Source organism: Streptomyces sp. NPDC048565 (genome assembly GCF_040650935.1).
Taxonomy (GTDB): domain Bacteria; phylum Actinomycetota; class Actinomycetes; order Streptomycetales; family Streptomycetaceae; genus Streptomyces.
The window spans coordinates 96752-120276 of sequence record NZ_JBEZIH010000026.1 but is presented as its reverse complement, the minus strand read 5'-3'; the positions used below and the strand labels follow the sequence as shown (position 1 = coordinate 120276).

22 protein-coding genes are annotated in these 23525 nt (G+C 70.7%); 5 read left to right on the top strand and 17 right to left on the bottom strand.

What is annotated here, in order from left to right:
- Window positions 1–4 precede the first annotated feature (4 nt).
- The 14 genes from hpnH to AB0C75_RS28035 all read right to left on the bottom strand — a co-directional run bounded on the left by hpnH (window position 5) and on the right by AB0C75_RS28035 (window position 15687).
- Window positions 5–1024, bottom strand: coding sequence for an adenosyl-hopene transferase HpnH (gene hpnH, locus AB0C75_RS28100; protein WP_362894518.1), 1020 nt, complete (start codon window positions 1022–1024; stop codon window positions 5–7).
- 6 nt (window positions 1025–1030) lie between these two features.
- On the bottom strand, window positions 1031–1687 hold the full coding sequence (locus AB0C75_RS28095) for a 1-hydroxy-2-methyl-2-butenyl 4-diphosphate reductase (protein WP_362894517.1): 657 nt from the start codon (window positions 1685–1687) through the stop codon (window positions 1031–1033).
- A 4-nt stretch (window positions 1688–1691) separates the two neighbouring features.
- A complete protein-coding gene (gene shc, locus AB0C75_RS28090) occupies window positions 1692–3704 on the bottom strand; it encodes a squalene--hopene cyclase (RefSeq protein ID WP_362894516.1) in 2013 nt (670 codons plus the stop codon).
- A 108-nt stretch (window positions 3705–3812) separates the two neighbouring features.
- Window positions 3813–4916 carry a polyprenyl synthetase family protein gene (locus AB0C75_RS28085; RefSeq protein WP_362894515.1) on the bottom strand — a complete coding sequence of 368 codons (1104 nt, stop codon included), beginning with the start codon at window positions 4914–4916 and terminating at the stop codon, window positions 3813–3815.
- On the bottom strand, window positions 4913–6301 hold the full coding sequence (gene hpnE, locus AB0C75_RS28080) for a hydroxysqualene dehydroxylase HpnE (RefSeq protein WP_362894514.1): 1389 nt from the start codon (window positions 6299–6301) through the stop codon (window positions 4913–4915). Before hpnE ends, AB0C75_RS28085 begins: the two co-directional genes overlap by 4 nt.
- 88 nt (window positions 6302–6389) lie before the next feature.
- Entirely contained in the window at window positions 6390–7343 is a 954-nt protein-coding gene (hpnD, locus tag AB0C75_RS28075; protein WP_362894513.1) for a presqualene diphosphate synthase HpnD, read from the bottom strand.
- Window positions 7340–8260 carry a squalene synthase HpnC gene (hpnC, locus tag AB0C75_RS28070; RefSeq protein ID WP_362894512.1) on the bottom strand — a complete coding sequence of 307 codons (921 nt, stop codon included), beginning with the start codon at window positions 8258–8260 and terminating at the stop codon, window positions 7340–7342. The genes hpnD and hpnC overlap by 4 nt, the downstream gene beginning before the upstream one ends.
- A 422-nt stretch (window positions 8261–8682) precedes the next feature.
- Window positions 8683–9468 (bottom strand): ABC transporter ATP-binding protein, encoded by a 786-nt coding sequence (locus AB0C75_RS28065; protein ID WP_362894511.1) that lies wholly within the window; start codon window positions 9466–9468, stop codon window positions 8683–8685.
- A complete protein-coding gene (locus AB0C75_RS28060; RefSeq protein ID WP_362894510.1) occupies window positions 9461–10390 on the bottom strand; it encodes an ABC transporter permease in 930 nt (309 codons plus the stop codon). The genes AB0C75_RS28065 and AB0C75_RS28060 overlap by 8 nt, the downstream gene beginning before the upstream one ends.
- 115 nt (window positions 10391–10505) lie before the next feature.
- Window positions 10506–11378, bottom strand: coding sequence for a glycosyltransferase family 2 protein (locus tag AB0C75_RS28055; RefSeq protein ID WP_362894509.1), 873 nt, complete (start codon window positions 11376–11378; stop codon window positions 10506–10508).
- 8 nt (window positions 11379–11386) lie between these two features.
- Window positions 11387–12166, bottom strand: coding sequence for a CDP-alcohol phosphatidyltransferase family protein (locus AB0C75_RS28050; RefSeq protein WP_362894508.1), 780 nt, complete (start codon window positions 12164–12166; stop codon window positions 11387–11389).
- A complete protein-coding gene (locus tag AB0C75_RS28045) occupies window positions 12144–13205 on the bottom strand; it encodes an iron-containing alcohol dehydrogenase family protein (RefSeq protein ID WP_362894507.1) in 1062 nt (353 codons plus the stop codon). The genes AB0C75_RS28050 and AB0C75_RS28045 overlap by 23 nt, the downstream gene beginning before the upstream one ends.
- On the bottom strand, window positions 13193–13930 hold the full coding sequence (locus tag AB0C75_RS28040) for a phosphocholine cytidylyltransferase family protein (protein ID WP_362894506.1): 738 nt from the start codon (window positions 13928–13930) through the stop codon (window positions 13193–13195). The genes AB0C75_RS28045 and AB0C75_RS28040 overlap by 13 nt, the downstream gene beginning before the upstream one ends.
- The gene (locus tag AB0C75_RS28035) at window positions 13927–15687 is read right to left on the bottom strand and encodes a DUF5941 domain-containing protein (RefSeq protein WP_362894505.1); all 1761 of its coding nucleotides are present in this window, start codon (window positions 15685–15687) and stop codon (window positions 13927–13929) included. Before AB0C75_RS28035 ends, AB0C75_RS28040 begins: the two co-directional genes overlap by 4 nt.
- Before the next feature lie 666 nt (window positions 15688–16353).
- On the opposite strand from AB0C75_RS28035, the gene galE reads away from it, so the two are divergent.
- From galE to idi, 3 genes are all read left to right on the top strand, one after another.
- A complete protein-coding gene (galE, locus tag AB0C75_RS28030; protein WP_362894504.1) occupies window positions 16354–17340 on the top strand; it encodes a UDP-glucose 4-epimerase GalE in 987 nt (328 codons plus the stop codon).
- Window positions 17341–17537: 197 nt separating this feature from the next.
- Window positions 17538–18479 carry a cation diffusion facilitator family transporter gene (locus AB0C75_RS28025; RefSeq protein WP_362894503.1) on the top strand — a complete coding sequence of 314 codons (942 nt, stop codon included), beginning with the start codon at window positions 17538–17540 and terminating at the stop codon, window positions 18477–18479.
- A 216-nt stretch (window positions 18480–18695) separates the two neighbouring features.
- Window positions 18696–19289 carry an isopentenyl-diphosphate Delta-isomerase gene (gene idi, locus AB0C75_RS28020; RefSeq protein ID WP_362894502.1) on the top strand — a complete coding sequence of 198 codons (594 nt, stop codon included), beginning with the start codon at window positions 18696–18698 and terminating at the stop codon, window positions 19287–19289.
- A gap of 26 nt (window positions 19290–19315) precedes the next feature.
- Here idi and AB0C75_RS28015 read toward each other — a convergent pair whose 3' ends face one another.
- On the bottom strand, window positions 19316–19771 hold the full coding sequence (locus AB0C75_RS28015) for an ATP-binding protein (protein WP_362894501.1): 456 nt from the start codon (window positions 19769–19771) through the stop codon (window positions 19316–19318).
- A gap of 224 nt (window positions 19772–19995) precedes the next feature.
- Between AB0C75_RS28015 and AB0C75_RS28010 the strand changes: the two genes are divergently transcribed.
- Window positions 19996–20793, top strand: coding sequence for an enoyl-CoA hydratase-related protein (locus AB0C75_RS28010; protein WP_362894500.1), 798 nt, complete (start codon window positions 19996–19998; stop codon window positions 20791–20793).
- On the opposite strand, the gene AB0C75_RS28005 is transcribed toward AB0C75_RS28010, so the two are convergent.
- Together AB0C75_RS28005 and AB0C75_RS28000 are read right to left on the bottom strand one after the other, a co-directional pair.
- Window positions 20780–21415 carry a DJ-1/PfpI family protein gene (locus tag AB0C75_RS28005; protein ID WP_362894499.1) on the bottom strand — a complete coding sequence of 212 codons (636 nt, stop codon included), beginning with the start codon at window positions 21413–21415 and terminating at the stop codon, window positions 20780–20782. The two genes, AB0C75_RS28010 and AB0C75_RS28005, sit on opposite strands and share 14 nt — an antisense overlap.
- A gap of 24 nt (window positions 21416–21439) precedes the next feature.
- The gene (locus AB0C75_RS28000; protein ID WP_362894498.1) at window positions 21440–22393 is read right to left on the bottom strand and encodes a GlxA family transcriptional regulator; all 954 of its coding nucleotides are present in this window, start codon (window positions 22391–22393) and stop codon (window positions 21440–21442) included.
- A 133-nt stretch (window positions 22394–22526) separates the two neighbouring features.
- Between AB0C75_RS28000 and AB0C75_RS27995 the strand changes: the two genes are divergently transcribed.
- Entirely contained in the window at window positions 22527–23390 is an 864-nt protein-coding gene (locus tag AB0C75_RS27995; protein WP_362894497.1) for a hypothetical protein, read from the top strand.
- Window positions 23391–23525: the final 135 nt, after the last annotated feature.

Genomic DNA, 23525 nt, shown 5'->3' with positions numbered 1-23525 from the left:
GACGTCACCGGTTCCCGCCGATCGTCTCCCGTGCCGCTCGCAGGGATTCCTTCAGCGATCCCATGGTGGCGAGCACCGCGGTGGGCTCGTAGCCACAGTGCGCCATGCAGTTGGCGCAGCGTGGGTCCTTGCCACGGCCGTACTTGTCCCAGTCGGTTTCCTCGATGAGCTTCCGGTAGGTGGTGACGTATCCGTCGCTCATCAGATAGCAGGGCCGCTGCCAGCCGAAGAGCGAGTAGTTGGGGATCGCCCAGGCCGTGCAGGGGAAATCGGCCTTGCCCTCCAGGAAGTCCAGGAAGAGCGGAGAGTGGTTGAGCCTCCAGCGTCGCCGGTTGCCGCCCGAGAAAGCCTTCTTGAACAGCTCTCGGGTCTGCTCGACGCCAAGGAAGTGCTCCTGGTCGGGGGCTTTCTCGTAGGCGTAGGCGGGCGAGATCATCATCTCGTCCACCTTCATCTCGTCATTGAGGAAGTTCAGTACCTCGATGACGTTCTGCGCGGTGTCGGTGTTGAAGAAGGTGGAGTTGGTCGTGACCCGGAAGCCGCGGCGCTTGGCCTCCTTCATCGCCTCCACGGCCTCGTCGAAGACGCCTTCCTTGGCGACCGACTCGTCGTGCCGCTCGCGCAGGCCGTCGATGTGCACGGCGAAGGCGAAGTAGGGCGACGGGGTGAATTTGTCGAGCTTCTTACGCATGAGCATGGCATTGGTGCAGAGGAAGACGTACTTCTTCTTCGCCACCAACTGGCGCACGATCTCGTCGATCTGCGGGTGCATCAGCGGCTCGCCGCCGGCGATGGAGACCATCGGGGCGCCTGATTCCAGCACCGCCCCGACCGCCTGGGCGACCGGCATGCGCTGCTTGAGCACTCCGGCCGGGTGCTGGATCTTCCCACAGCCCTCGCACGCGAGATTGCAGGCGAACAGGGGCTCCAGTTCGACGATCAGTGGGAACTTGTCCCGCTTGCGGAGCTTCTGTTCGGCGAGATACGTCGCAACCTTGATGGACTGACGAAGCGGCATGGCCATCTGGGCTCACCTCCTGGGGAGCAGCAAAGATCGGTGCCATTCATGGAAAGCTGGAAGGACGGCACGAAGTACGCGGAATGCCGATATTCCACCGCGGACCGTGCCGATACGGACGAGCTCATGCTCTGGAGCATCCACGATCACCCGTACGGCGGCAACCGGGCGTGGCCCGGTCCGAAGGGCGGTGCGGAGGGTGGCGGCGGACTCCATGTCCACCGCGATGGCGCCGGTGGCCCGCAGCCCGGCGCGCTCCGGGCCCCGGACGACGTGTCCGGAGCCGTTCAGCGGGCCGGTGTGGACCGTGCGTCCCGGCACCGCCCTGACCAGAGCGTCGACCAGCACGCCCGTGCCCGTGCAGGCCGTGGTGCCACCGGCGTCCCGGGTCTCCTCGGCCACCACGAGGTCACCCGGGTGCATGCCGGGTTCGAGCCCGGCACAGAAGCCGGAGGCGATGACGGCGGTGCCTCCGGCGCCGTTCTGTCCGAGCGCGAGCCGGACAGCACTCGAAGCGGCCCGGGGTCCCATCCCGGACCTGATGATGCGGACGGGGCCGGGGCCCTGCTCACCGCCCCTTCTGCCCGTGCGCAGGGCGAAGTGCTCGATGCCGAGCGCACAGGCGATCAGCAGTGGGGTGACGGGACCAGGTGGCTCCGCAGCGCCCATCGACTCAGACCTCCTTCCCGGTGTCCGCGCCCGCCCCGGCGGTGGTGGCGAAGGGGTCCCCGTGCACGTACCGGCCGAGTGCGGTGAGAGGGAAGACCTGCCGGTACAGGTGGTAGTTGATGGAGAAGTCCCAGGGGAATCCGGTCCCGGTGAAGTGCGGCTCGTCCCAGGAGCCGTCCGCCTGCTGGGTCCGGGCCAGCCAGGCGACGCCCCGCTCCACGGACCTGCTCTCCCGCTCCCCCGCCGCGAGGAGGGCGAGGAGCGCCCACGCGGTCTGGGAGGCGGTCGAGCTGCCGTGGCCGATCCACTTCTCCTCGCGGTAGGAGCGCAGGTCCTCCCCCCAGCCCCCGTCGTCGTTCTGGACGGACCGCAGCCATTCGACGGCCCGCCGCACCGAGGGATGTGTGGCCGGCAGCCCGGCCGCGATCAGCGCGGGCACCACGGAGCCGGTACCGTAGATGTAGTTGACACCCCAGCGGCCGAACCAGGCGCCGCTCGCCTCCTGTTCGGCGAGCAGCCACTGGATGCCCCGGCGGGTGCCGGGGTCCTGCGCCCGTCCCTCGACGGCGAGCATCTCCACCACATGTCCGGTGACATCGGCCGACGGCGGGTCGATGACCTCACCGAAGTCACAGAACGGCAGCCGGTTGGGGAACGGGCTCGTGTTGTCCGCGTCGAAGGCTCCCCAGGCGCCGTTGCGGGACTGCATCCCGAGGTTCCAGGCCACTCCGCGCTCGATGGCGGCGTCGAGTCTGGCGCGGTCGGGGTGCTTCACGCGGCGCAGCGCCAGGACGACCTCGGCGGTGTCGTCGATGTCGGGGTAGTTGTCGTTGTGGAATTCGAACGCCCAGCCACCCGGGGGAAGTTCGGGCCTGCGTACGGACCAGTCGCCGGGCCGTGCGATCTCCTCGTCGAGCATCCAGTCGGCCGCTTTCACGAGCGCCGGGTGGTCGGGCCTCACCCCCGCGTCGGCGAGGGCGATGGTGGCGAGGCAGGTGTCCCAGACCGGGGACTGGCACGCCTCGATCATGCGGGCGCCGTCCTCACGCCGGACGGCGAACCGGTCGAGCGAGGCGAGCCCCGCCCGCATGACCGGGTGGTCGAGGTCGTAACCGAGCAGGTGCAGGGCGATGACGGAGTACACCGCGGGGGGCTGGATGCCGCCCCAGCAGCCGTCGTTCTCCTGGCGTTCGATGATCCAGCGGGCGGCGGCGTTCATGGCGGTCCGCCGCAGCTTGCGCGGTGCCACCTTGTGGTAGAGGTGCAGCCCCTTGTCGAGCCGCTGGAAGACGCCGTCCCAACTGAGGGCGGGAGCGGCGGACTTGGTCGGATTGGGGTGCGCCGGGTCGGTGTGCAGCTCGTCCAGGGCGAAAGGCGCGGGCCGTACGGGCCGCTTCGCGGACACGATGGTGAGCGGCACGATGGTCTGCCGGGCCCAGCAGCCGAAGTCGTAGATGTTGAGCGGGACCCACTTCGGGAAGAACATCAGCTCGGGCGGAAGCTCCGGCAGGTCGTCCCACTTCCACCAGCCGAAGAGCGCGAGCCAGATACGGGTGAAGACCCGGGACTCCGCGATGCCGCCCTGTTCCCTGACCCAGCGGGCCGCGCGGATCATGTGCGGGTCGTCCGGACGGTCTCCGGCCAGCCGCAGGGCGACATACGCCTCGATGGTGGCGGAGAGGTCGGGCGGTCCCTCGTAGAAGGTGTTCCAGGTGCCGTCGCCGAGCTGCTCGCCCCGGATGAAGCGGGCCGCCGCCTTGACGGTGTCCGGGTCCTGGATTCCCAGGAACTGACGGAGCAGCAGGTCCTCCGCGTCCATCGTGACGTTGGTGGCGAGGTCGCCCTTCCACCAGCCCTGCTCGTCCTGCCTGCCGAGCAGATGCTCCACCGAGCGTTCCGCTGCCTGCCGCGCGACGGCCGAGATGTCGTCCGCGGCAATGGTTGATTCGGTCGGATCGCCGCCCGGGACTGCGCGGAGGTTCGCGGCCCCGGTGGTTCCGTCGGTCGTCGCTGTCATGGCTTCCCCTTCGTGCAGTTCGGTCCTCTGCTGTGCTGGGGTCTCCGTCGGCGGGCACCCCCGTGAGGGGGCGCCCGTCGGCGACTGCGAGTCATATCTGAATGGTGATCATCTCTTTCGTACGACCACGAAGTCGGCGAGCTCGGTGAGCTGCGCCCGCACTCGTTCCGGCATGTCGACGCCGTGCAGCGCCTCGATGGCTACCGCGTGCTGACGGCGGGCTTCCTGGGCGGTCCACTCACGGCCGCCCGCCTCCTCGATGAGTGCCGCACGGGCGGCGAACTCCTCTTCGGAGAAGCTGTCGAAGTCGCTGCTCTTGGCGTCGGCGGCGAGCAGCTCGCCCAGGCGCTCCGAGGCCGGTCCGCCCGCGGCGAGCGCGGCCACGACGGGCAGGGACTTCTTGCGCTGGCGCAGATCGCTCCAGGTCTGCTTGCCCGTGGCCTCCGGGTCGCCCCAGATCCCGAGCAGGTCGTCGACCGCCTGGAACGCGAGGCCGAGGTGGTGGCCGTAGGACTCCAGGATGTCGGCGGTGCGGTCGTCGGCTCCGCCGAGCACGGCGCCGATGGAGACCGCGCAGGCGAGCAGGGCGCCCGTCTTGTTGCCCTCCATCTCCAGGCACTCTTCGACGGTGACCCGCTCGCGGTGCTCGTAGGAGATGTCCTGGGCCTGACCGTCGATCAGCTTGCGGCTGGCCGTGGTCAGCCGGCGGGCGGCCCTTCCGGCCTCGACGGTGCCGAGCTCCAGCAGGACCTCGTTGGCCAGCGCGAAGAGCGCGTCGCCCACGAGGATCGCCTGGGCGGGGCCGTGCACCTTCCATACGGTGTCACGGTGACGACGCTGTTCGTCGCCGTCCATCAGGTCGTCGTGCAACAGCGAGAAGTTGTGCACGAGTTCGACGGCCACGGCTCCGGGGATCCCGTCCTCCGCCGGGGCGCCGGCCGCTTCCGCGGACAGCAGGGCGAGCGCGGGACGCACGGCCTTGCCTCCGTCGCCGTCGGCCGGCCGGCCCTGGGCGTCGATCCAGCCGAAGTGATAGGCCGCGACGGTGTCCATGGGCGGCGCCAGCCGGTCCACGGCAGCTCGCAGTACCGGCGCTGACAGGGCCCTTCCGCGCTCCAGAAGCGCGGTGACGTCCGTGGTGTCCGCCACGGTGTCGTAAGCCGGATTCGCCGGGGTCACAGACTCTCCTCTTGTTCCGGTGATACTCCTCATGCCGCCTCCTGCAGCGGATGTTCGTGGGGCCGGCCGAGAGCCTGGAGCGCGGCGTCCGCGGCACTGAAGCCACTGCGGACGGCGCCCTCCATCGTGGCGGGCCAGCCGGTGGCGGTCCATGCTCCCGCCAGGTGCAGCCCGGGGGCGTTGGTGTGTGCGCCAGGCCGCAGACGGCCCACGCCCGGCGCGGGTGCGAAGGTCGCGGTGCGCTCCCGGGTGACGAAGAAGTCGCGGATGCCGGCCCCTCGCGTCGCGGGGAGGAGCCGCTCCAGCTCGGGCAGGTAGCGCTTGCGCAGTTCGGCGACGGGCAGGTCGATCTCGTCCTGCGCCGCGGACTGGGACACCGCGAGGTACTGCCCGGGGCCCTGGAGACCGGAGGACGCCGTGCGGTCGAAGACCCACTGCACGGGTGAGCCGAGCGCGGCGAAGAACGGTCTGCGCAGCACCTTGCGGTCGTAGACGACGTGAACGTTGAGGATCGGCGCGTCGGTCAGGTCGAGCAGCCGGCCGGGATCGTCGAGGGCGCCGTCGGGGAGCAGCCGGTGGGTCTCGCCCTGCGGCACGGCGACGACGACGGTGTCCGCCTCGAAACTGTCGCCCTCGGCCCCGACGGCCCAGCGGCCGCCCTCGGTGCGGGTGAGGGAGGCGGCACGGGCGCGCGTACGGACCTCCACGCCCGCCGATTCGAGCGCCTTGCGGGCGAGGGTGTCGTGGAGTTCCCCGAGCGGTACGGCCGCCCAGCCGATGTCGGCGGCGCCCGGCTCGGAGAGCAGTCCGGTCTTGAAGACCATCGCGGCGAGTGCCATGGAGGCGTTCGGCGCGGTGGCGTTGAGCGTGGCGACGCCCACGAGGTCCCACAGGGCTTCGATGGCGCGGCTCGACTGCCCCTGGCGGCGGAGCCAGGTGGCGAAGTCGATGCCGTCGAGCGCGGGGTCGGCGGGGTCGAGACGGCCGAGCGCCAGTGCGGCGCGGGCCACCTGTGCCTTGTCCGTGAGCGAGAGATGGGGGTAGGCCGCGAGTCCGCCGGCCAGGTGCAGCGGTACGGGCAGCCCGGTGCGGCGCAGCCGTCCGAGCCTCGGCCTGCCCGGCCGGTCCACGTCGAGCACGGGCACGTCGAGGCGGTCCTGCAACGGGGCGAGGTGGGCCCCTTCGATGCGGTCCAGGAACCAGCGGTAGCCCGTGCAGCAACGCAGGTACACATGCTGTCCGTTGTCGACGGACAGATCGCCGCGCCGGAAGGAGAAGGCGAGCCCGCCGAGCCGGGGGCGGCTTTCGAGCAGGGTCACGGCAAGGCCCGCGTCGGCGAGACGCAGTGCAGCGGTGACGCCCGCGAGGCCGCCGCCGACGACCACCGCCCGGGAGGACCGAGGGTTCTGGCCGGTCATCCCTGCTCCCTTCGCCGTGTCGTCGCACACAGGGACGCACCCCTGTGCCCGCGGGTTGCCCGCTCCTGACGTCGGATCGGACCCGCCATCAGACCCTCCCCCTGGCCGTCCTGCGTGACACATGACGCGCGTCAAGTCCCGACAGGCCGCGCACCGCAACGTACGCCTTCTCGTGGCCGGGCAGCGAGACCCTGCCACGCAGGACCGCCTCGGGGTCGCGCTCGATCCGGTCGAGGAGCCGGCGGTAGATACCGGCCATCGCGGCCACGCAGGCGCCGCTGCGCCGGTCCAGCATCGGCAGCAGCCGGTAGCCCTCGGCGAACAGCGCACGGGCGCGCCGGACCTCGAAGTGCACCAGGCCTGCGAAGTCGGACCCCGGGGGCGGGGTGGCCCGGTGGAACCCGGCGGAACAGCCGAACTTGGCGAGGTCGTCGGCCGGCAGGTAGGTACGCCCGTTGCCGGCGTCCTCGCGGACGTCCCGCAGGATGTTGGTGAGCTGGAGCGCGAGGCCGAGGGTGTCGGCGTACTCCGAGGCCCGTTCGGCGCCGGGTGCGCCCGCTTCCGTCCCGAAAACGCCCAGGCTCAGGCGTCCGATGGCGCCCGCGACACACCGGCAGTACGTCTTGAGGTCGTCCCAGGTCTCGTACGTCGCACCGCGCACATCCATCAGGACGCCGTCGATGAGCTCGTCGAGGCCGCCGAGCGGCAGCGGGAACCGGTGCGCGGCGTCGGCCAGCGCGACGGCGACCGGGTCGGTGTCGTCCTCGTCGACCGCGTCCTCCCGGATCCGGCCGAGCAGCTCCCGCGTGTCCTCCAGCCGGGTGCGCTTCGTCTCCGGATCCAGCTCGCCGTCGCCGATGTCGTCGACCCGACGGGAGAAGGCGTACAGCGCCGACATGGCCTGCCGCTTCTCGTACGGCAGCAGTCGGATGCCGTACGCGAAGTTGCGGGCCTGCTGTCCGGTCACGGCCTCGCAGTAGCTGTATGCGGCCTGTACCGGTGCCGACATGTACGTCGTCTGTCCCTCCACGGTCCGTCTCATCCCTCTCTGTGCGCTCTTCGCAGGACATCTCCCACTTCGCGCAGCAGTCTGGGCGCGGTGGGTCTGGGCGGTCCGGGCAGTACGTCGAAACCGGCGGCCGAGACCGCGCCCAGCGCGGCGCGCCCTCCGCCGACGAATCCGGCGAGCAGCAGCTTGAGCCGGCCGTGGACGCTGCCCACCAGGGGGGTGCCCTCGTCCAGCAGGTCACGGGCGCGCTCGGCCTCGAACGCGATCAGGGATCGGACCGCCGCACCTGCGGACGGTACCGCCAGGTCCGCTTCGCCGACATGGAAACGGGCCATGTCGTCGGCGGGCAGATAGACGCGGTCACGACCGAGGTCCTCGGCGACGTCCTGGAGGTGCTCGGCGATCTGCAGCGCGGTGCAGACCGCGTCGGAGCGCCGGATCCGTTCGGGGCTCGCGGTGCCGGTGATCTGCAGGACGAGCCGGCCGACGGGGTTGGCCGAGAGCTCGCAGTACGCGAGCAGGTCCGCGTAGGTCCCGTAGCGGCGGACCTTCTGGTCCTGCCGGTTGGCCTCGACGAGCCCGAGGAAGGGTTCGGGGGTGAGCGCGCAGCGCCGCACGGTGGGGCGCAGTGCGCGCATCAGGGGGTGTCGCGGGTCTTCACCGGTAGTCAGGAAGACACGGTGCAGATCGGCTTCGAGTGCGTCCAGCAGGGCGAGCCGGTCGTCGGCCTCTCCGGGTTCGAGTCCGAGTCGGCGGGCGTCGGCGCCACCGGGGGCCAGATCGCCGTCACCGATGTCGTCGACGAGACGGGCGAATCCGTAGACGGCCATGAGGTCGTCGCGCCAGGCTCGGGGCAGGAAGAAGGGAGCCACGGGGAAGTTCTCGTGCGCGGCCTTGTCGAGCGTGGCGGTGGCGGTGGCGTCGACGGGCGCCTGCTGGGTACGGGTCACCACGTACCGCCCGACGCGGGGACGGCGAAACCACGTCGGAGCTGGAGATTTCCCATCATTGCCGTCATATCTCCCGTTCTACACTGCCGACCCAAAACATCCCTTTTCGGACACGCCGCTCGTCCGGCCGAGTGCAGCATGCACACAACGGGTGATGCACCGGGGGCGTATCACCCCACATGGCCGCGAATCAGCACCGCCACAGCTTACGTTGTACAGCTCACACACCTGCGCCGGGGTGCGCCATGCCCTTGTGCAACACACCGACCGCCGTCAACCTTCCCCGGATCCGTGGCAATTGACGTCATCCGCCGGGAGGAGATCCACAGAGGCCGCCTACAGCCCCTGCGGGCCCTCCCGTGACCCCGGACACCACGGAGCCCCCGCCGCTGCGCTCCGGCGGGGGCCACATCCGGCGGGGACTACTTGCCTGTCTCCCGCTCGTAGGCCTTCAGCACCTCTTCGGTGGGACCGTCCATCAGGAGTTCGCCCTTCTCCAGCCACAGCACCCGGTCGCAGGTGTCCCTGATGGTCTTGTTGTTGTGGCTGACCAGGAAGACGGTGCCCGCCTCCTTGCGCAGCTCCCGGATCCGCTCCTCGGAGCGCACCCGGAACTTGCGGTCACCGGTGGCCAGCGCCTCGTCGATCATGAGGACGTCGTGGTTCTTGGCGGCCGCGATCGAGAAGCGCAGCCTGGCCGCCATGCCGGACGAGTACGTCCGCATGGGCAGCGTGATGAAGTCGCCCTTCTCGTTGATGCCGGAGAAGTCCACGATGCTCTGGTAGCGCTCACGGATCTCCTCACGGCTCATGCCCATCGCGAGGCCGCCGAGCACGACGTTGCGCTCCCCGGTCAGGTCGCTCATCAGGGCCGCGTTGACCCCGAGCAGCGACGGCTGGCCGTCGGTGTACACCTTGCCGTGCTCAGTCGGCAGCAGGCCGGCGATGGCCCGCAGCAGGGTGGACTTGCCCGAGCCGTTGGTGCCGATGAGGCCGATGGCCTGGCCCCGGTAGGCGGTGAAGGAGACGCCCCGCACCGCGTGCACCTTGCGCACACCGCGTGGTTCGCCCTTGCCCCGTCGCATGATCCGGCTCAGCGCCGCGGTGGCGCTGCCCTTGCCGCCGCCCGTGCCGTTGACGCGGTACACGATGTGCACGTCGTCCGCGATCACGGTGGGGATGTGTCCTTGGGACGTTTCCTCAGCCACGGCCGTACCGTTCCTCTGCCTTCCAGAAGTACACGAAGCCCACGACCCCGACCACGAGCGCCCAGACGAGCCCGACGGCCCAGACGTGCTGGGGCAGGTTCTCGGAGCCGTAGCCGTCGATCAGACCGAAGCGGATCAGGTCCATGTAGATGGCTGCCGGGTTGTACTGCAGCACATCCGCGATCCACCCCGGCTTGTCCGCCAGCATCACGGGGATGGAGAACATCACGCCCGAGGCGTACATCCAGGTACGCATGACGAACGGCATCAGCTGGGCGAGGTCGGGGGTCTTGCTGCCGAGCCGGGCCATGACGAGGGCCAGGCCGGTGTTGAACAGGAACTGCATGGCCAGCGCCGGGAGGATCAGTAGCCAGGAGAGCGACGGAAGGCTCCCGAAGCCCACCGCGACCGCCAGCAGCACGACCATCGAGTACAGCAGCTGCTGGAGCTGCTGGAGCGAGAACGAGACCGGCAGGGAGGCCCGGGGGAAGTGCAGCGCTCTGACCAGCCCGAGGTTGCCGGAGATGGAGCGCACCCCCGCCATGACCGAGCTCTGGGTGAAGGTGAAGACGAAGACACCCGTCACCAGGAACGGGATGAAGACCTCCTGGGTCATCCCCCTCCGGGTGCCCAGGATCAGGCCGAAGATCAGGAAGTAGACCGCCGCGTTCAGCAGGGGCGTGGCCACCTGCCACAGCTGGCCCAGCTTGGCCTGGCTGTACTGCGCGGTCAGCTTCGCCCTGGAGAACGCCAGGATGAAATGCCGACGGCCCCAGAGCTGCCCGATGTACGCGAACAGCCCGGGGCGGGCGCCGCTCACCGTCAAGCCGTACTTCTCGGCCAACCGGGACGCGCTCAGTCCCTCGTCGGCGGACGGCGGGCTGCTCAGCGCAATCCCGCCGTCGTGGGTCGTGTCACTCACAGTTAAGAACTCTCGTCTTCACAATGCGCAGCCGGTCGCGGGGCGCGGCCAAGGCGGACAGGTTCCCCGTACGGAATGAATAATGAATACGGCCATCGTCTCAGAGGAGAGCCTCTCAGATCACCGGCGGCCGGCCCAGTCTGGTCAGCCGCCATACCGTACGCCACCTCATGGGGCGCCGGGGTCCGCAGGGCTTGGTCCAGCCTTCCCTGAACCCTCCGAACCATGCCTTGAGAGCCGGCATGGAGGGCCTGCGGACCAGGGTGAGGAGCAGCCAGACGCCCAGATAGAGGGGAACCAGCGGTGCGGGCAGATTCCGGCGGGCGAGCCAGACGCGGTTGCGGGCCACCATGCGGTGGTAGACCGCGTGCCGCGACGGGGCGGTGGTGGGGTGGTTGAGCACCATGTCCGACCGGTACTCGATCAGCCAGCCGGCGTCCAGGGCCCGCCAGGCGAGGTCGGTCTCCTCGTGGGCGTAGAAGAACTCGCCGGGGAGCGGGCCCGCCTCGGCGATCACCTGGCTGCGCACGGCGTTCGCGCCGCCCAGGAACGTCGTGACGCGGGAGGAGCGCATCGGGTCGGAGGCACGCAGGCGCGGCACGTGCCGCCGCTGGGTGACCCCGGTGTCCGGGTCCGCGATGCGGAAGGTGACGATGCCGAGCTTCGGGTCCGCCTCGAACGCCTGCCGGCAGAGCTCGGCGGTGTCGGTGTTCGGCAGGCACCCGTCGTCGTCGAGGAAGAGCAGGGCGTCCACATCGGCTCCTGAGGGGCCGAACGCCTCGATGCCGACGTTACGGCCGCCCGGGATTCCCAGGTTCTCGGGCAGCTCGACGGTCCGTACGCCCGGGGGGACGTCGGGGACCGGGGCACCGTTGCCGACGACGACCACCTCGATCCGGTCGCCGTCCTGCTTGGCGACCGAGTCGAGAAGGGCACGCAGTTCGTCGGGGCGGTTGCCCATGGTGATGATGACCGCGCCGAGTTTCATGGGGGAGCTCACTTCAGCCTGCTGGACGCCAGGATCGACACCAGGTGCAGGACGGTCTGGAGAAGGGCGATGCCGGCCATGACGGCGACCGCGAGGCGGCTGAAGAAGAGGTCGTCCCTGACCGTGTCGAGTACGGCGACCACCACGATGATCAGCGAAGCCTCGATGCCGAGGATCAGCCGGTGGAACTTGAGCGCGCCGGCCGCGCGGCGGGCGAGCGCCATGCCGGAGGAGCGGGGCTCGGACGCGGCCTCCTTGACGGGCGGCAGCCCGCCCTGGTGACGTGCGACGCCGACGAGGTCGGTCTCCGCCTTGATCATGATGGCGCCCAGCGCGGCGAGCGTGCCCAGGAAGGCCCACAGCCAGTCGATGCGTCCGGGGCCCCACAGGTCGGCGGCGCGCAGGCCGAAGCCGACCAGCACCGCCGCGTCGCACAGATAGGCGGCGACCCGGTCCAGGTAGACCCCGGCCAGCGAGTACTGCTTCTTCCAGCGGGCCACCTCGCCGTCGACGCAGTCGAACAGCAGGTAGAGCTGGACCGCGAGCACGCCGAGCAGGGCCCCGGGGATACCGGGGACCAGCAGGGCGGGCGCCGCGAGCACGCCGGCCACGGTCATCACGTAGGTCAGCTGGTTCGGCGTGATCTTCGTGGTCACCAGGCGCCGCGTGATGCGCAGCGAGACCTCGCGCATGTAGAGACGCCCCGCCCAGTGCTCGCCACTGCGCCGGTCCTTCACGCCCGGGGGGTGCACGACCGGACGGAGTTCAGCTATGGATGGCTTTTGCATAGTCGGCGTACGCGTCCCTGATCTGGTCGGTGGACAGGTTGAGGTGTTCCAGGATCGTGAAGCGTCCCGGGCGCGTCTGCGGGGCGTAGTCGGCGGCCCGTACGAACTCGTCGGCGGTGAAGCCGATTTCGTCGGGCAGCACCGGCAGCCCGTGACGGCGCAGTACGGACGCCATGTGCAGCGCCTCCTCGTGCGCGCCCCGCAGGTGCATCGCGAAGCAGGCGCCGAGGCCGACCTGCTCGCCGTGGCTGGCCGCGCGCTTCGGGTACAGCAGGTCGAAGGCGTGGTTGATCTCGTGGCAGGCGCCCGATGCCGGGCGGGAGTCCCCGGCGATCGACATCGAGATGCCGGTCAGGACGAGGCCCTCGGCGAGCACCTTGAGGAAGGCGTCGTCACCGATCCCGCCGGGGTGGCGCAGCACGGCCTCGCCGGCCTGCCTGGCCATGGCGGCGGCGAGCCCGTCGATGTCCTCGCCCTGGATCTCGTGGGCGAGCTCCCAGTCGGCGACGCACGAGATGTTGGAGACCGCGTCGCCGACGCCCGAGCGCACGTAGCGTGCGGGCGCCTCACGGACGACGTCGAGGTCGATGACGACGGCGATCGGGGTGGGGACCCCGTAGGAGCCCCGTCCGTTGTCGTTGTCCAGGGTCGCGACCGGCGAGCAGAGCCCGTCGTGGGAGAGGTTCGTCGCGACGGCGACCATGGGCATGCCCACGCGCGCCGCCGCGTACTTCGCCACGTCGATGATCTTGCCGCCGCCGAGGCCGACGACGGCGTCGTAGCGGTTGCCCTTGATGCCGTCGGCGAGGCGCACAGCGGAGTCGATCGTGCCGTCGGCGACCGGGTACCAGTCGGCTCCCGGCAGCACCGGGGCGAGCCTCTCGCGCAGGGCACGCCCGGAGCCGCCGCTGATCGCGATGGCGAGCTTGCCCGAGGCGGAGATCCGCTGGTCGGCAAGGAGACCGGCCAGATCGTCCATCGCGCCGCGCCGGATGTCGACGACGACGGGGGACGGGATGAGGCGGGTCAGTACAGGCACGCGATCTCCCTGCCCCGGGCGAGGTCGTCGTGGTTGTCGATCTCGACCCAGGTCACCTCGCCGATGGGTGCGACGTCGACCGTGAAGCCGCGGTCGACCAGCTCCTGGTAGCCGTCCTCGTAGTAGAGGTCGGGGTCGCGCTCGAAGGTGGTCCGCAGGGCGTCGGCGAGCTCCTCGGCGGCCTCGGACTCGATCAGGGTGACGCCGATGTACTCGCCGGTCGCGGTGGCCGGGTCCATCAGCTTGGTGATCCGCCGGACGCCCTTGCCGTCCTCGGTGATGACCTTCATCTCCTCGTCGGCGAGGCTCTTCACCGTGTCGAGGGCGAGAATGATCTTCCGGCCCTTGCCGCGCGCGTCCAGGAGCGTCTTCTCGACGGACACCGGGTGCACGGTGTCGCCGTTGGCGAGGATGACGCCCTTCTTCAGGACCTCACGCGCGCACCAGAGGGAGTAGGCGTTGTTCCACTCCTCGGCCTTGTCGTTGTCGATGAGCGTCAGCGTCACGCCGTACGTCGCCTCGAACTCGGCCTTGCGGGCGTAGACAGCCTCCTTGCGGTAGCCGACGACGACCGCGACCTCGGTGAGTCCGACCTCCGCGAAGTTGGACAGCGCGATGTCCAGGACCGTCTTCTCGCCGTCCACCGGCACCAGGGCCTTGGGCAGGGTGTCCGTGTACGGACGCAGACGGCGTCCTGCACCGGCAGCCAGTACGAGGCCGATCATGCGAGTTCTCCTTCGTCGTGTACAGCGGGGGCCGAGGAGGACACCCAGAAGCGGATGGACTCCACGAGCACCACCAGAGCCACGGCGGCCGCGAGGGCGGTCAGAGCCGTGGTGAAACCTGAACCGTGGGTCAGCACGGCGGCGAGGACGGCCACGACCAGGGTCCGGCCTTCGTGCCCGCCGATGGTGCGCACCAGCCACTGCGGCGGTGCTCCGGTGCCGCCCCTGATGCGGTACACCGTGTCGTAGTGATGGTAGGCGACGGCCGAAACCAGGCCGAATGCCGCGGGAACGGCGTGCGGGACATCGCTGCGCGCGGCCAGCACCAGGACCGTGCAGTACTCGGCGGCCCGGAAGACCGGAGGGACGAGCCAGTCGAGCGCGCCCTTGAGCGGCCGCGAGACGGCGAGCCCGGAGACGACCGCGTACACCACGGCGGCGCCGACGGTCAGCCATCCGCCGTACGGGGCGAACAGTGCGGCGGCGACCATGACCAGCGCCCCGGCGAACGCCAGGAGCGGGGCGGTGAAGCCGCCGCCGGGACGCCTGAGCAGGCCGGCGACGCCCTGCGCGAGCGGACCGGAGTCGGCCAGGTCGGCCAGGGCAACGGCCGCACGGTCGGTGCGCCGCGCCTTACGGGTCAGCGAGCGCAGCAGCCGGCCCGCGGTGGTGTAGCAGGCGGCCAGGGCGCAGCCGATCAGCAGGGCGTAGAAGACGATCCGGGGCGTGGTCACCGCGGTGAGCACGGCGATCATGGCCCAGCGTTCGCCGATGGGCAGGACTATCATCCGGCGCAGCCAGACCGTCCAGCCGACGCTGTCGAGCTTGTCGGAGAGCGCGGCGGTGGGGCTCGTGTTGGACACCGCGTCATGGTTGGCCTCGTTGAACGAGAAGTCCACGACATGGCGGCAGGCCTGGAGCACCATCGCGCCGAGCGCGAGGACCCATACATCGTCACCGTCGCCGCCCTGGGCGGCGCCGAGGGCGAGGCCCGCGTAGTACGCGTACTCCTTGGCCCGGTCGAAGGTGGCGTCCAGCCAGGCCCCCATCGTCGAGTACTGGAGCGAGTAGCGGGCGAGCTGCCCGTCGGTGCAGTCCAGGACGAAGGAGAAGAGCAGGAGCGCCCCGGCCGCGATGTAACCGCCGCGGGTGCCCGTCGCCGCGCTGCCGGCCGCGATCAGCGCGGTGATCAGCGAGGCGGTGGTGACCTGGTTCGGGGTGAGGCCCCGGCGTGCGCACCAGCGGGCGATATAGCGGGAGTACGGGCTGATGAAGAACGTGGTGAAGAAGCCGTCGTGGGCCTTGACCGCACTGCGCAGCCGTACGGCCTCGTCGTCGACGGCGGCCACGGCGGCCTCGGCGGCGCCGCGCTCATCGGATGTGCCGGGCACCGCGGCCGTGAGCGAGCCGAGCTCGGGGCGCTGCACGGCGGTGCCCTCCGCGTCCAGTGCCACGGCCAGCCGGCCGGGCACGGTGCGCTCCTCGCTGACGGGTTCGGCACCGAGGGGCGCGACGGGGCTTCCCGCACCGACGGCGGCCACGGCCCGTCGCAGGGCACGCAGCAGCGCGGGGCGGGCCTCGGGCTGCGCGGTGAGCGCTCCGGGGATCGACGCGGCGGGGAAGCGGGGGTCGGTGAGTCCGAGCCTGAGCGCGTGGACGTGGCCGACGAAACGGGGGTCCACGAGCGCGACACGCCTGCTCGCGGGGACTGCGGCGAGCAGCTCGGCGGCCTCGGAGGCGTCGGCGGCGGCAGTCACGTCGAAACCGAGTGACCGCAGATCGTCCTCGAGCGACGATCCGGGTACCGGTGCACCGGTGAGGATGGCGGTCGACAGACGAACTCACTCCTTGGTGCTGACGGGAACGGCGCGCGACAGGAGGCCCGGAGATGGACCGGCGGCACGTCGGCTGAGAAGCCTGTCGGGTGGCCTCGTTCGGAGAGCGGACGCGTTCTGGTGCGTGCGATTCCAAGGCGCTGGAATGTCCTCGTAGCGGAGCTACTTGGACATTTCGGCAACGCGGGAAGCGTGCGTGCCAGGGCGTGGCCGCCCGATCGGAGGGTGCCCGACAGGCTCTGAGGCTATCGGATGAACGGAAGACCGAGTTCACCGCCCGTTTATGCTCCGTTCGGGCGAATCGGCCATCATGCGGCGCCGTTCGCGATCATCATCGTCGATCAACGCCTCGCGCCACAAACCGCGCCCGGACAGCGCATAAGACCGGCCGGCAGACGGAAGGCGGCGTCGCGGGGTCGGGCACGCGCATCTGCGGCGTTGTCGACAATCACCATGTCCTCCCCAAGCTCTCAACTTCGTTCGAGCAGGGGAGACCCCAACGGCCTCGATCCTCCGCCTTGCAGCCGCACGCACCCAACCCCGCTCCTTCATCCACCTCCGTTTGCCGGTCGGTCTAGGCTGGGGGCCATGACGTGGTTGATCACAGGCGGGGCCGGTTACATCGGGGCACATGTGGCGAAGGCCATGACGGGGGCCGGGGAGCGGGTCGTCGTCCTCGACGACATCTCGTCGGGCATCGAGGAGCGACTGTCGTCGGACGTCACGCTGGTGCGGGGCTCGACTTCCGACCGTGAGGTGCTCGACCGGGTCATGGCGGAGCACGCCGTCACCGGTGTGGTGCATCTCGCGGCGAAGAAGCAGGTCGGTGAGTCCGTCGAGAAGCCGCTGCTCTACTACCGGGAGAACGTGAGCGGGCTCGGCGTGCTGCTGGAGGCCGTGGTCGCTGCCGGGGTGCGGCGTTTCCTCTTCTCCTCGTCCGCGGCGGTCTACGGAGTGCCGGACGTGGACCTCATCACGGAGGAGACGCCGTGCGCGCCGATCAATCCGTACGGCGAGACCAAGCTCGCCGGGGAGTGGCTGGTGCGTGCGACGGGACGGGCCCACGGCATCTCGACCGCCTGCCTGCGGTATTTCAACGTCGCGGGTTCCGCGGCGCCCGCCCTTGCCGACCTGGGCGTCTTCAATGTCGTACCGATGTTCTTCGAGCGGCTGACCCGGGGTGAGGCGCCGCGGATCTTCGGTGACGACTACCCGACGCCGGACGGCACCTGTGTACGCGACTACATCCATGTCGCCGACCTGGCGGACGCGCACCTCGCCGTCGCCTCACACCTGGACGAGGGCTCCGACGGCGGGGATCTCACCGTGAACATCGGCCGGGGCGAGGGCGTGTCGGTGCGCGAGCTCGCCGACCTGGTGGGTGAGGTCACAGGCCTGCGCACGGAACCCGTGATCGAGGCGCGCAGGGCGGGTGACGCGGCCAGGGCCGTCGCCTCGGCCTCCCGGATGACCGGGAAACTGGGCTGGACGGCACGCCGTGACATGCGCGAGATGGTGGAATCCGCCTGGGAAGGTTGGTGCCTGCGCCACCCGGAGGCTCGCGCCGCGCAGTGAGCACCCACGCGTCGGCGATGCTCTGACCTGGGATCGCTTCCCTAGGCCGTTTCCGCAGGTCAGAACACATGACAACGGTGTTCAGTGCCGTGTTGCCCGCTGCCCCGCTCACGTAGTTCACTGGCCGCGGCGGGCGAGGTGCGCTGCGCCCGGACTGTCCGGTGGACAGGGATACGACGGATTGCGGAGGCGTTCACATGGGGGCTGGCCACGATCACGGGCACACGCACCACGGCCCGCCCCCGACGGGGACGGCCGCCGCCGCGTACCAGGGCCGGCTACGGGTCGCCCTGGGCATCACGCTCGGCGTCATGGTCATGGAGATCGTCGGCGGGCTGCTCGCCGACTCCCTCGCCCTGATCGCGGACGCGGCCCATATGGCCACCGACGCCCTGGGGCTCGGCATGGCGCTGCTTGCCATCCACTTCGCCAACCGGCCCGCGGGCCCCAACCGCACCTTCGGTTACGCCCGCGCCGAGATCCTCGCCGCGCTGGCCAACTGTCTGCTGCTCCTCGGCGTGGGCGGCTATCTGGTCTTCGAGGCCGTCGAGCGCTTCATCACCCCGGCCCAGACCAGGGGCGGCCTGGCCATCGCGTTCGCCGCCGTCGGCCTGGTCGCCAACGTGGTCTCGCTCTCGCTGCTGATGCGCGGGCAGCGGGACAGCCTCAATGTGCGCGGGGCCTATCTCGAGGTCGTCGCGGACACGCTCGGCTCGGTGACGGTGCTCGTGTCGGCGGGCGTCATCATGGCGACCGGCTGGCAGGCCGCGGACCCCATCGCCTCGCTGCTGATCGGACTCATGATCGTCCCCCGTACGGTCAAGCTCCTGCGGGAGACGCTGGACGTGCTGCTGGAGTCGGCGCCCAAGGGGGTCGACATGGCCGAGGTACGCGCCCACATCACGGCACTGCCCGGGGTGCTGGACGTCCATGACCTGCACGCCTGGACGATCACTTCCGGCATGCCCGTCCTGTCCGCCCATGTGGTCGTGCACCAGGAGATGCTGGACTCGATCGGTCACGAGAAGCTCCTGCACGAGCTGCAGGGCTGCCTCGGCAGCCACTTCGACGTCGAGCACTGCACCTTTCAGCTGGAGCCCAGCGGGCACGCGGAGCACGAGGCGCGGCTCTGTCACTGACGCCTGCCACCCGGCTGCCCGGCCCGTCGTACGTCGCCGGGATCCGGACGATTCCGTGGCGATCCGGAAGGGCATGATCCACTCTTCGGATGCCCTCGGGGCCGGACGACGGACATGCCAGCACCCGCAGTGCGGACAAGCGGCTTTTGTACGGCAGACTTGACCGGACTCGAGGGCTCCGGCCCCAGAGGCCGGGAACCAAAGCGAAGGATGGGTATGCCGACCACACCAGCCACCGCGGCGAACAGCTCGTCGAACGGCACAGCAGACGCGATCATGCTCGAACTGGTCGATGAGAACGGCACCACCATCGGTACCGCGGAGAAGCTGGCCGCGCACCAGGCCCCCGGCCAGCTGCACCGCGCCTTCTCCGTCTTCCTCTTCGACGAACAGGGGCGGCTGCTGCTCCAGCGCCGCGCGCTCGGCAAGTACCACTCCCCCGGTGTGTGGTCGAACACCTGCTGCGGCCACCCCTACCCGGGCGAGGCGCCGTTCGCGGCGGCCGCCCGGCGTACGTACGAGGAGCTGGGGGTCTCGCCCTCGCTGCTCGCCCAGGCGGGCACGGTCCGCTACAACCACCCCGACCCGGTGTCGGGCCTGGTGGAGCAGGAGTTCAACCATCTGTTCGTCGGGATGGTGCAGGAGCGGCTGCGGCCGGACGAGGAGGAGGTCGGTGAGACGGCCTTCGTGACCGCCGGTGAGCTCGCGGAGCAGCATGCCGCCGCACCGTTCTCGGCGTGGTTCATGACCGTGCTGGATGCCGCGCGGCCCGCCGTCAGGGAGCTGACGGGTCCGTCCGCCGGCTGGTGAAGCCGTACGCCGCGCGGCGGGGGCGGTCAGAGCTGCGGCTTCAGGGGCAGCGCCGCCCAGATGATCTTGCCGCCGCCCGCGGTGTGCTCCACGTCGCAGGTACCACCCGCCTCGGCGGTGATCTCGCGGACCAGGAGCAGCCCGCGTCCGCCGGTCTGGGCGTAGTCGGTGACCAGCGCCGTCGGGCGGTAGGGGTGGTTGTCCTCGACCGAGACCCTGACCCATTCCGCCCCGATGGCCACCTCGACGGCCAGCTCGGGCGAGAGCAGCGCGGCATGCTTGACCGCGTTGGTGACCAGCTCCGACACGATCAGCAGCAGGCCCTGGAGGATGTCGTCGTCGACGGGTACGCCCTGCCGGCCGATCAGATCGCGGACCGCGTGCCTGGCCTGCGGCACCGAGGCGTCGACGGCGGGGGCGCTGAAGCGCCATACCCCCTCGTACGACACGGGATGGGCCGGAACACTCCCACGGCTCTCCATGGACCGCCACCCGCTCTCGGCTCGCGCGTCACTGACTCTCGCACGTCACTGACTATCGAGTAATGAGTGTCGGGAAGCGCGTGGTCCGGACCACCACTCTGACCGCAAGTGGTCTCTTCTTGAAGCGATTTGAACGTTTGGGTATGACAGCGTCAGGTGATTGGACACTTTCTCACCCTCTTCCGGCGCCATCTGGTCCCGGCCGTCCGGATAGCATCCGACGCATGGACCTCAGGGAGCAGACGGCGCGCACACCGGCGCGGCTGGAGCACGCCGTCGTGGACGGCGTCGCCACCCTCGTCATCAGTAACCCCGCCAAGCGCAACGCCATGACCTCGGACATGTGGCGGGAGTTGCCGGTGGTGCTGGAGAGGCTGGCCGCCGACCCCGGCGTACGCGTCCTCGTCCTCACCGGCGCCGGTGACACCTTCTGCGCCGGTGCGGACATCGCCTCTCTCCAGGCCCCGGGCGGGCGGCCGCAGGCGCTCGCCGTCCAGGCCGAGGAGGCGCTCGCGGCCTTCCCCCGGCCCACGCTGGCCGCCGTGCGCGGATACTGCGTGGGCGGCGGCAGCCAGCTGGCCGCCGCCTGCGATCTGCGGTTCGCCGAGGAGGGCGCTTCCTTCGGTGTAACGCCGGCCAGGCTCGGGATCGTCTATCCCTCGTCCTCGACACGTCGGCTGGTCACGCTCGTCGGCCCGGCCACCGCGAAGTTCCTGCTGTTCTCGGGTGAACTGATCGGCACGGAACGGGCCCTGCGCACGGGCCTGGTGGACGAGGTCCTGCCGGAGGGCGGGCTGGCCGGGCGGGTGTCCGCGTTCGCCCATGTCCTGGCGTCGCGTTCGCAGCTGACCCAGGCCGCGGCGAAGGAGTTCGCCGACGGCCGGGAGGACCGCGACGCCCACTGGGCGCGGGAGGCGGACGGCAGCGGCGACACCGCCGAGGGGGTCGCCGCCTTCCTGGAGCGCCGTACCCCCCGATTCACCTGGACGACGGGCAGCCCCGGATCGCCTACCGCAGGATGAACCGGCTCCTGGCCCGCCACTTCTCGACCATGGCCGCCGGGGCCTTCTCCGGTGCTCCGCAGTCGTAGGGCGGCTGGGGGTCGTACTCCGTCAGCAGCTGGACGCTCCGTGCGTGGTCGTCGCCCGCGATCCTGCCGAGCAGGGTGAGCCCCATGTCGATGCCGGACGAGACTCCGGCGGCGGTGACGTACTTGCCGTCGACGACCACCCGCTCGCCCGTCGGCTCGGCCCCGAAGGTCTTCAGTACGTCGAGGGCGAGCCAGTGCGTGGTGGCCCGTCTGCCGGTCAGCAGTCCGGCGGCGGCGAGCAACAGGGAGCCGGTGCACACCGAGGTCGTCCAGGTGCTGGTGGCGTCCGCCGCCCGCAGCCAGCCGAGCAGCGTCCCGTTCTCCATCTGGTCGCTCTGTCCGGGGCCGCCCGGCACGATCACCACGTCGGGGGCGGGTACGTCGGCGAGCGCGCGGTCGGCGACGAGCGAGAGACTGCCGCTGTCGTTGCGCACGGCGCCCGGCCGCTCGGCGACGAGGACGGTCTCGGCGCCGGGAGTCCGGCTGAGCATCTCGTAGGGGCCGACGGCGTCGAGCGCGGTGAAGCGGTCGAAGAGCACGATGGCGATCTGCATGGGGATCCTCACGTCGGTGGGTCGTTACGGCTGGGCGCGGAAGCGGCGCCGGTATTCGGCGGGTGCCGTGCCCAGGGTTTTGACGAAGGCCCGGCGCATCGCCTCGGGTGTGCCGTAGCCGCTGGCACGGGAGACGCCGGTGACGCCGTCGGCCGTGTCCTCCAGCAGCCGGCGGGCGTGTTCGAGGCGTACGCGCTCGACGTACCGGCCGGGGGCGAGGCCGGTCTCGGTCCGGAAGGCGCGGGCGAAGTGGCGGGGCGAGAGCCTGGCGCGGGCCGCGAGCGCGTCCACCGAGAGGTCGGCGTCCGGATGCTCGGTGATCCAGTGCTGCACCGCGCGCAGGGGTTCACGGACGGCGGTCTGGGCGGTGAGCTGCGCGCTGAACTGGGCCTGGTTGCCCGGGCGTCGCAGGAACACGACGAGATGGCGGGCGACGGTGAGCGCCACGTCCCGCCCGTGCTCCTCCTCGACCAGGGCGAGCGCGAGATCGATCCCCGCGGTGACGCCGGCCGACGTGGCAAGCCGGCCGTCGCGCACGAAGACGGGGTCCGGGTCCACGCGCACCGCCGGATACCTCCGGGCGAGCGTCTCGCAGACGGCCCAGTGGGTGGTCACCCGGTGGCCGTCGAGCAGGCCCGCCTCGGCGAGGAGAAGGGCTCCGCTGCACACCGACACCAGCTGCCGGGCCGTCGGGCCGTGCGTGCGCAGCCAGTCGACCAGATCGGGGGCGGGCGACCTCGTGCCGGCGCCTCCCGGCACCAGCAGCAGGTCGGGCGTCGGAGCGTCCGCGAGCGTGCCGTCGGGGACGAGGGTGAGGCCGCTGGAGCAGCGGACCGGCGCGCCGTCCAGCGAGGCGGTACGCAGCTCGTAGGTGATCCCGGGGAAGCGCGACGCGCCGGCGAAGACCTCCACGGGGCCGCTCACATCGAGGCTCTGCACGCCCTCGAAGAGGACGACGAGTACGGATCGCTGCTTCATGTCCGCCATCCTGGGCGGGCTGCCCGGTGGCCGCAATGACGAGTTCCCCACCATTCCTGCCATCCCGGCCCGGAAGCCGCCGGCGGGCGCCCCGGGGCTACCACGCGTACTAACCAGTCGGTAACGTGCGGGCATGAGTACTCTCCCTCCGCGTGCCGGACGCCGCTGCCACAACGCGCTCAACCCGCTGCACTCCTGTGTCTACTTCTCCCCCGACCTCGGGAAGGAGTTCGGGGAGCTCGGCATCGACGACGACAGCCGGGTCTACTTCGCCGCACGCGGCGCTGCCCTGGGCGCGGTCGGGGCCGGCACGGTCACCGCGACCTTCTACAACTTCAACCACGAGCTGGTGGCACGCCATCTGCCCGCGGTCTGGTCGGACATCACCCCCCGGGCGGCGCTCGACGCCCGTCTGCGGGCCGCCGACTCGACGCTGCGCCGGGTGCTCGGCGAGGAGACCCTCGCCTCGCCCGAGATGGCCGAGGCGGCCGGGCTCGCCCTGCGGGCCGCCGAGGCGTGCACCCGCCACGCCCGCCCGCTGTACTCCGCGCACGCTGATCTGGACGTGCCGGACGAGCCGCACCTGGCGTACTGGCACGCGGCGACGCTGCTGCGCGAGCACCGCGGCGACGGGCACCTGGCCGGGCTGCTCACGGCCGGTCTCGATCCCTTGGAGGCCCTGGTCAGCCATACCGCCACCGGCAAGGGCATGGCGCCCCGCTGGATCATCGCCACCCGCGGCTGGCGGCGCGCCGACTGGGACGCTGCGGTGGAGCGGCTGCGGGCCCGTGGCGTGCTGGACGCCGAGGGCGAGCTGACGGATGCGGGCACCGAGCTCAGGGCCCAGCTGGAGGAGGCGACGGACCGGATGGACGCCGCGCCGTACGAGCACCTGGGCGCCGACGGCGTGGCCCGTCTCACCGAACTGGCCCGTGGGTTCCTGTTCGCGGCGGCCTCCGCCGGGGCGTTCCCCGACGATCTGGTCGGCAAGGGCTGAGCGACGTCTTCGAGCAGGTCACGCGACACGGCACCCGGCCACCCGGCACAATGCAGGCTTGGGCCTGTGTGGAGTTGTCCCGTGGAAGAAGGAGCGGGGTTGGGTGCGTGTGATCGCAAGGCGCCGGAGCGCCCT

Coding starts and splice junctions, on each gene's coding strand:
- hpnD (WP_362894513.1), bottom strand. CDS start 7,343: ATGAGACGGACCGTGGAGGGACAGACGACGTACATGTCGGCACCGGTA.
- AB0C75_RS28040 (WP_362894506.1), bottom strand. CDS start 13,930: ATGATCGGCCTCGTACTGGCTGCCGGTGCAGGACGCCGTCTGCGTCCG.
- AB0C75_RS28085 (WP_362894515.1), bottom strand. CDS start 4,916: ATGAGGAGTATCACCGGAACAAGAGGAGAGTCTGTGACCCCGGCGAAT.
- AB0C75_RS27995 (WP_362894497.1), top strand. CDS start 22,527: ATGAGTACTCTCCCTCCGCGTGCCGGACGCCGCTGCCACAACGCGCTC.
- AB0C75_RS28050 (WP_362894508.1), bottom strand. CDS start 12,166: ATGCAAAAGCCATCCATAGCTGAACTCCGTCCGGTCGTGCACCCCCCG.
- idi (WP_362894502.1), top strand. CDS start 18,696: ATGCCGACCACACCAGCCACCGCGGCGAACAGCTCGTCGAACGGCACA.
- galE (WP_362894504.1), top strand. CDS start 16,354: ATGACGTGGTTGATCACAGGCGGGGCCGGTTACATCGGGGCACATGTG.
- AB0C75_RS28005 (WP_362894499.1), bottom strand. CDS start 21,415: ATGCAGATCGCCATCGTGCTCTTCGACCGCTTCACCGCGCTCGACGCC.
- AB0C75_RS28095 (WP_362894517.1), bottom strand. CDS start 1,687: ATGGGCGCTGCGGAGCCACCTGGTCCCGTCACCCCACTGCTGATCGCC.
- AB0C75_RS28025 (WP_362894503.1), top strand. CDS start 17,538: ATGGGGGCTGGCCACGATCACGGGCACACGCACCACGGCCCGCCCCCG.
- hpnH (WP_362894518.1), bottom strand. CDS start 1,024: ATGGCCATGCCGCTTCGTCAGTCCATCAAGGTTGCGACGTATCTCGCC.
- AB0C75_RS28000 (WP_362894498.1), bottom strand. CDS start 22,393: ATGAAGCAGCGATCCGTACTCGTCGTCCTCTTCGAGGGCGTGCAGAGC.
- hpnE (WP_362894514.1), bottom strand. CDS start 6,301: ATGACCGGCCAGAACCCTCGGTCCTCCCGGGCGGTGGTCGTCGGCGGC.
- AB0C75_RS28055 (WP_362894509.1), bottom strand. CDS start 11,378: ATGAAACTCGGCGCGGTCATCATCACCATGGGCAACCGCCCCGACGAA.
- AB0C75_RS28015 (WP_362894501.1), bottom strand. CDS start 19,771: ATGGAGAGCCGTGGGAGTGTTCCGGCCCATCCCGTGTCGTACGAGGGG.
- shc (WP_362894516.1), bottom strand. CDS start 3,704: ATGACAGCGACGACCGACGGAACCACCGGGGCCGCGAACCTCCGCGCA.
- AB0C75_RS28010 (WP_362894500.1), top strand. CDS start 19,996: ATGGACCTCAGGGAGCAGACGGCGCGCACACCGGCGCGGCTGGAGCAC.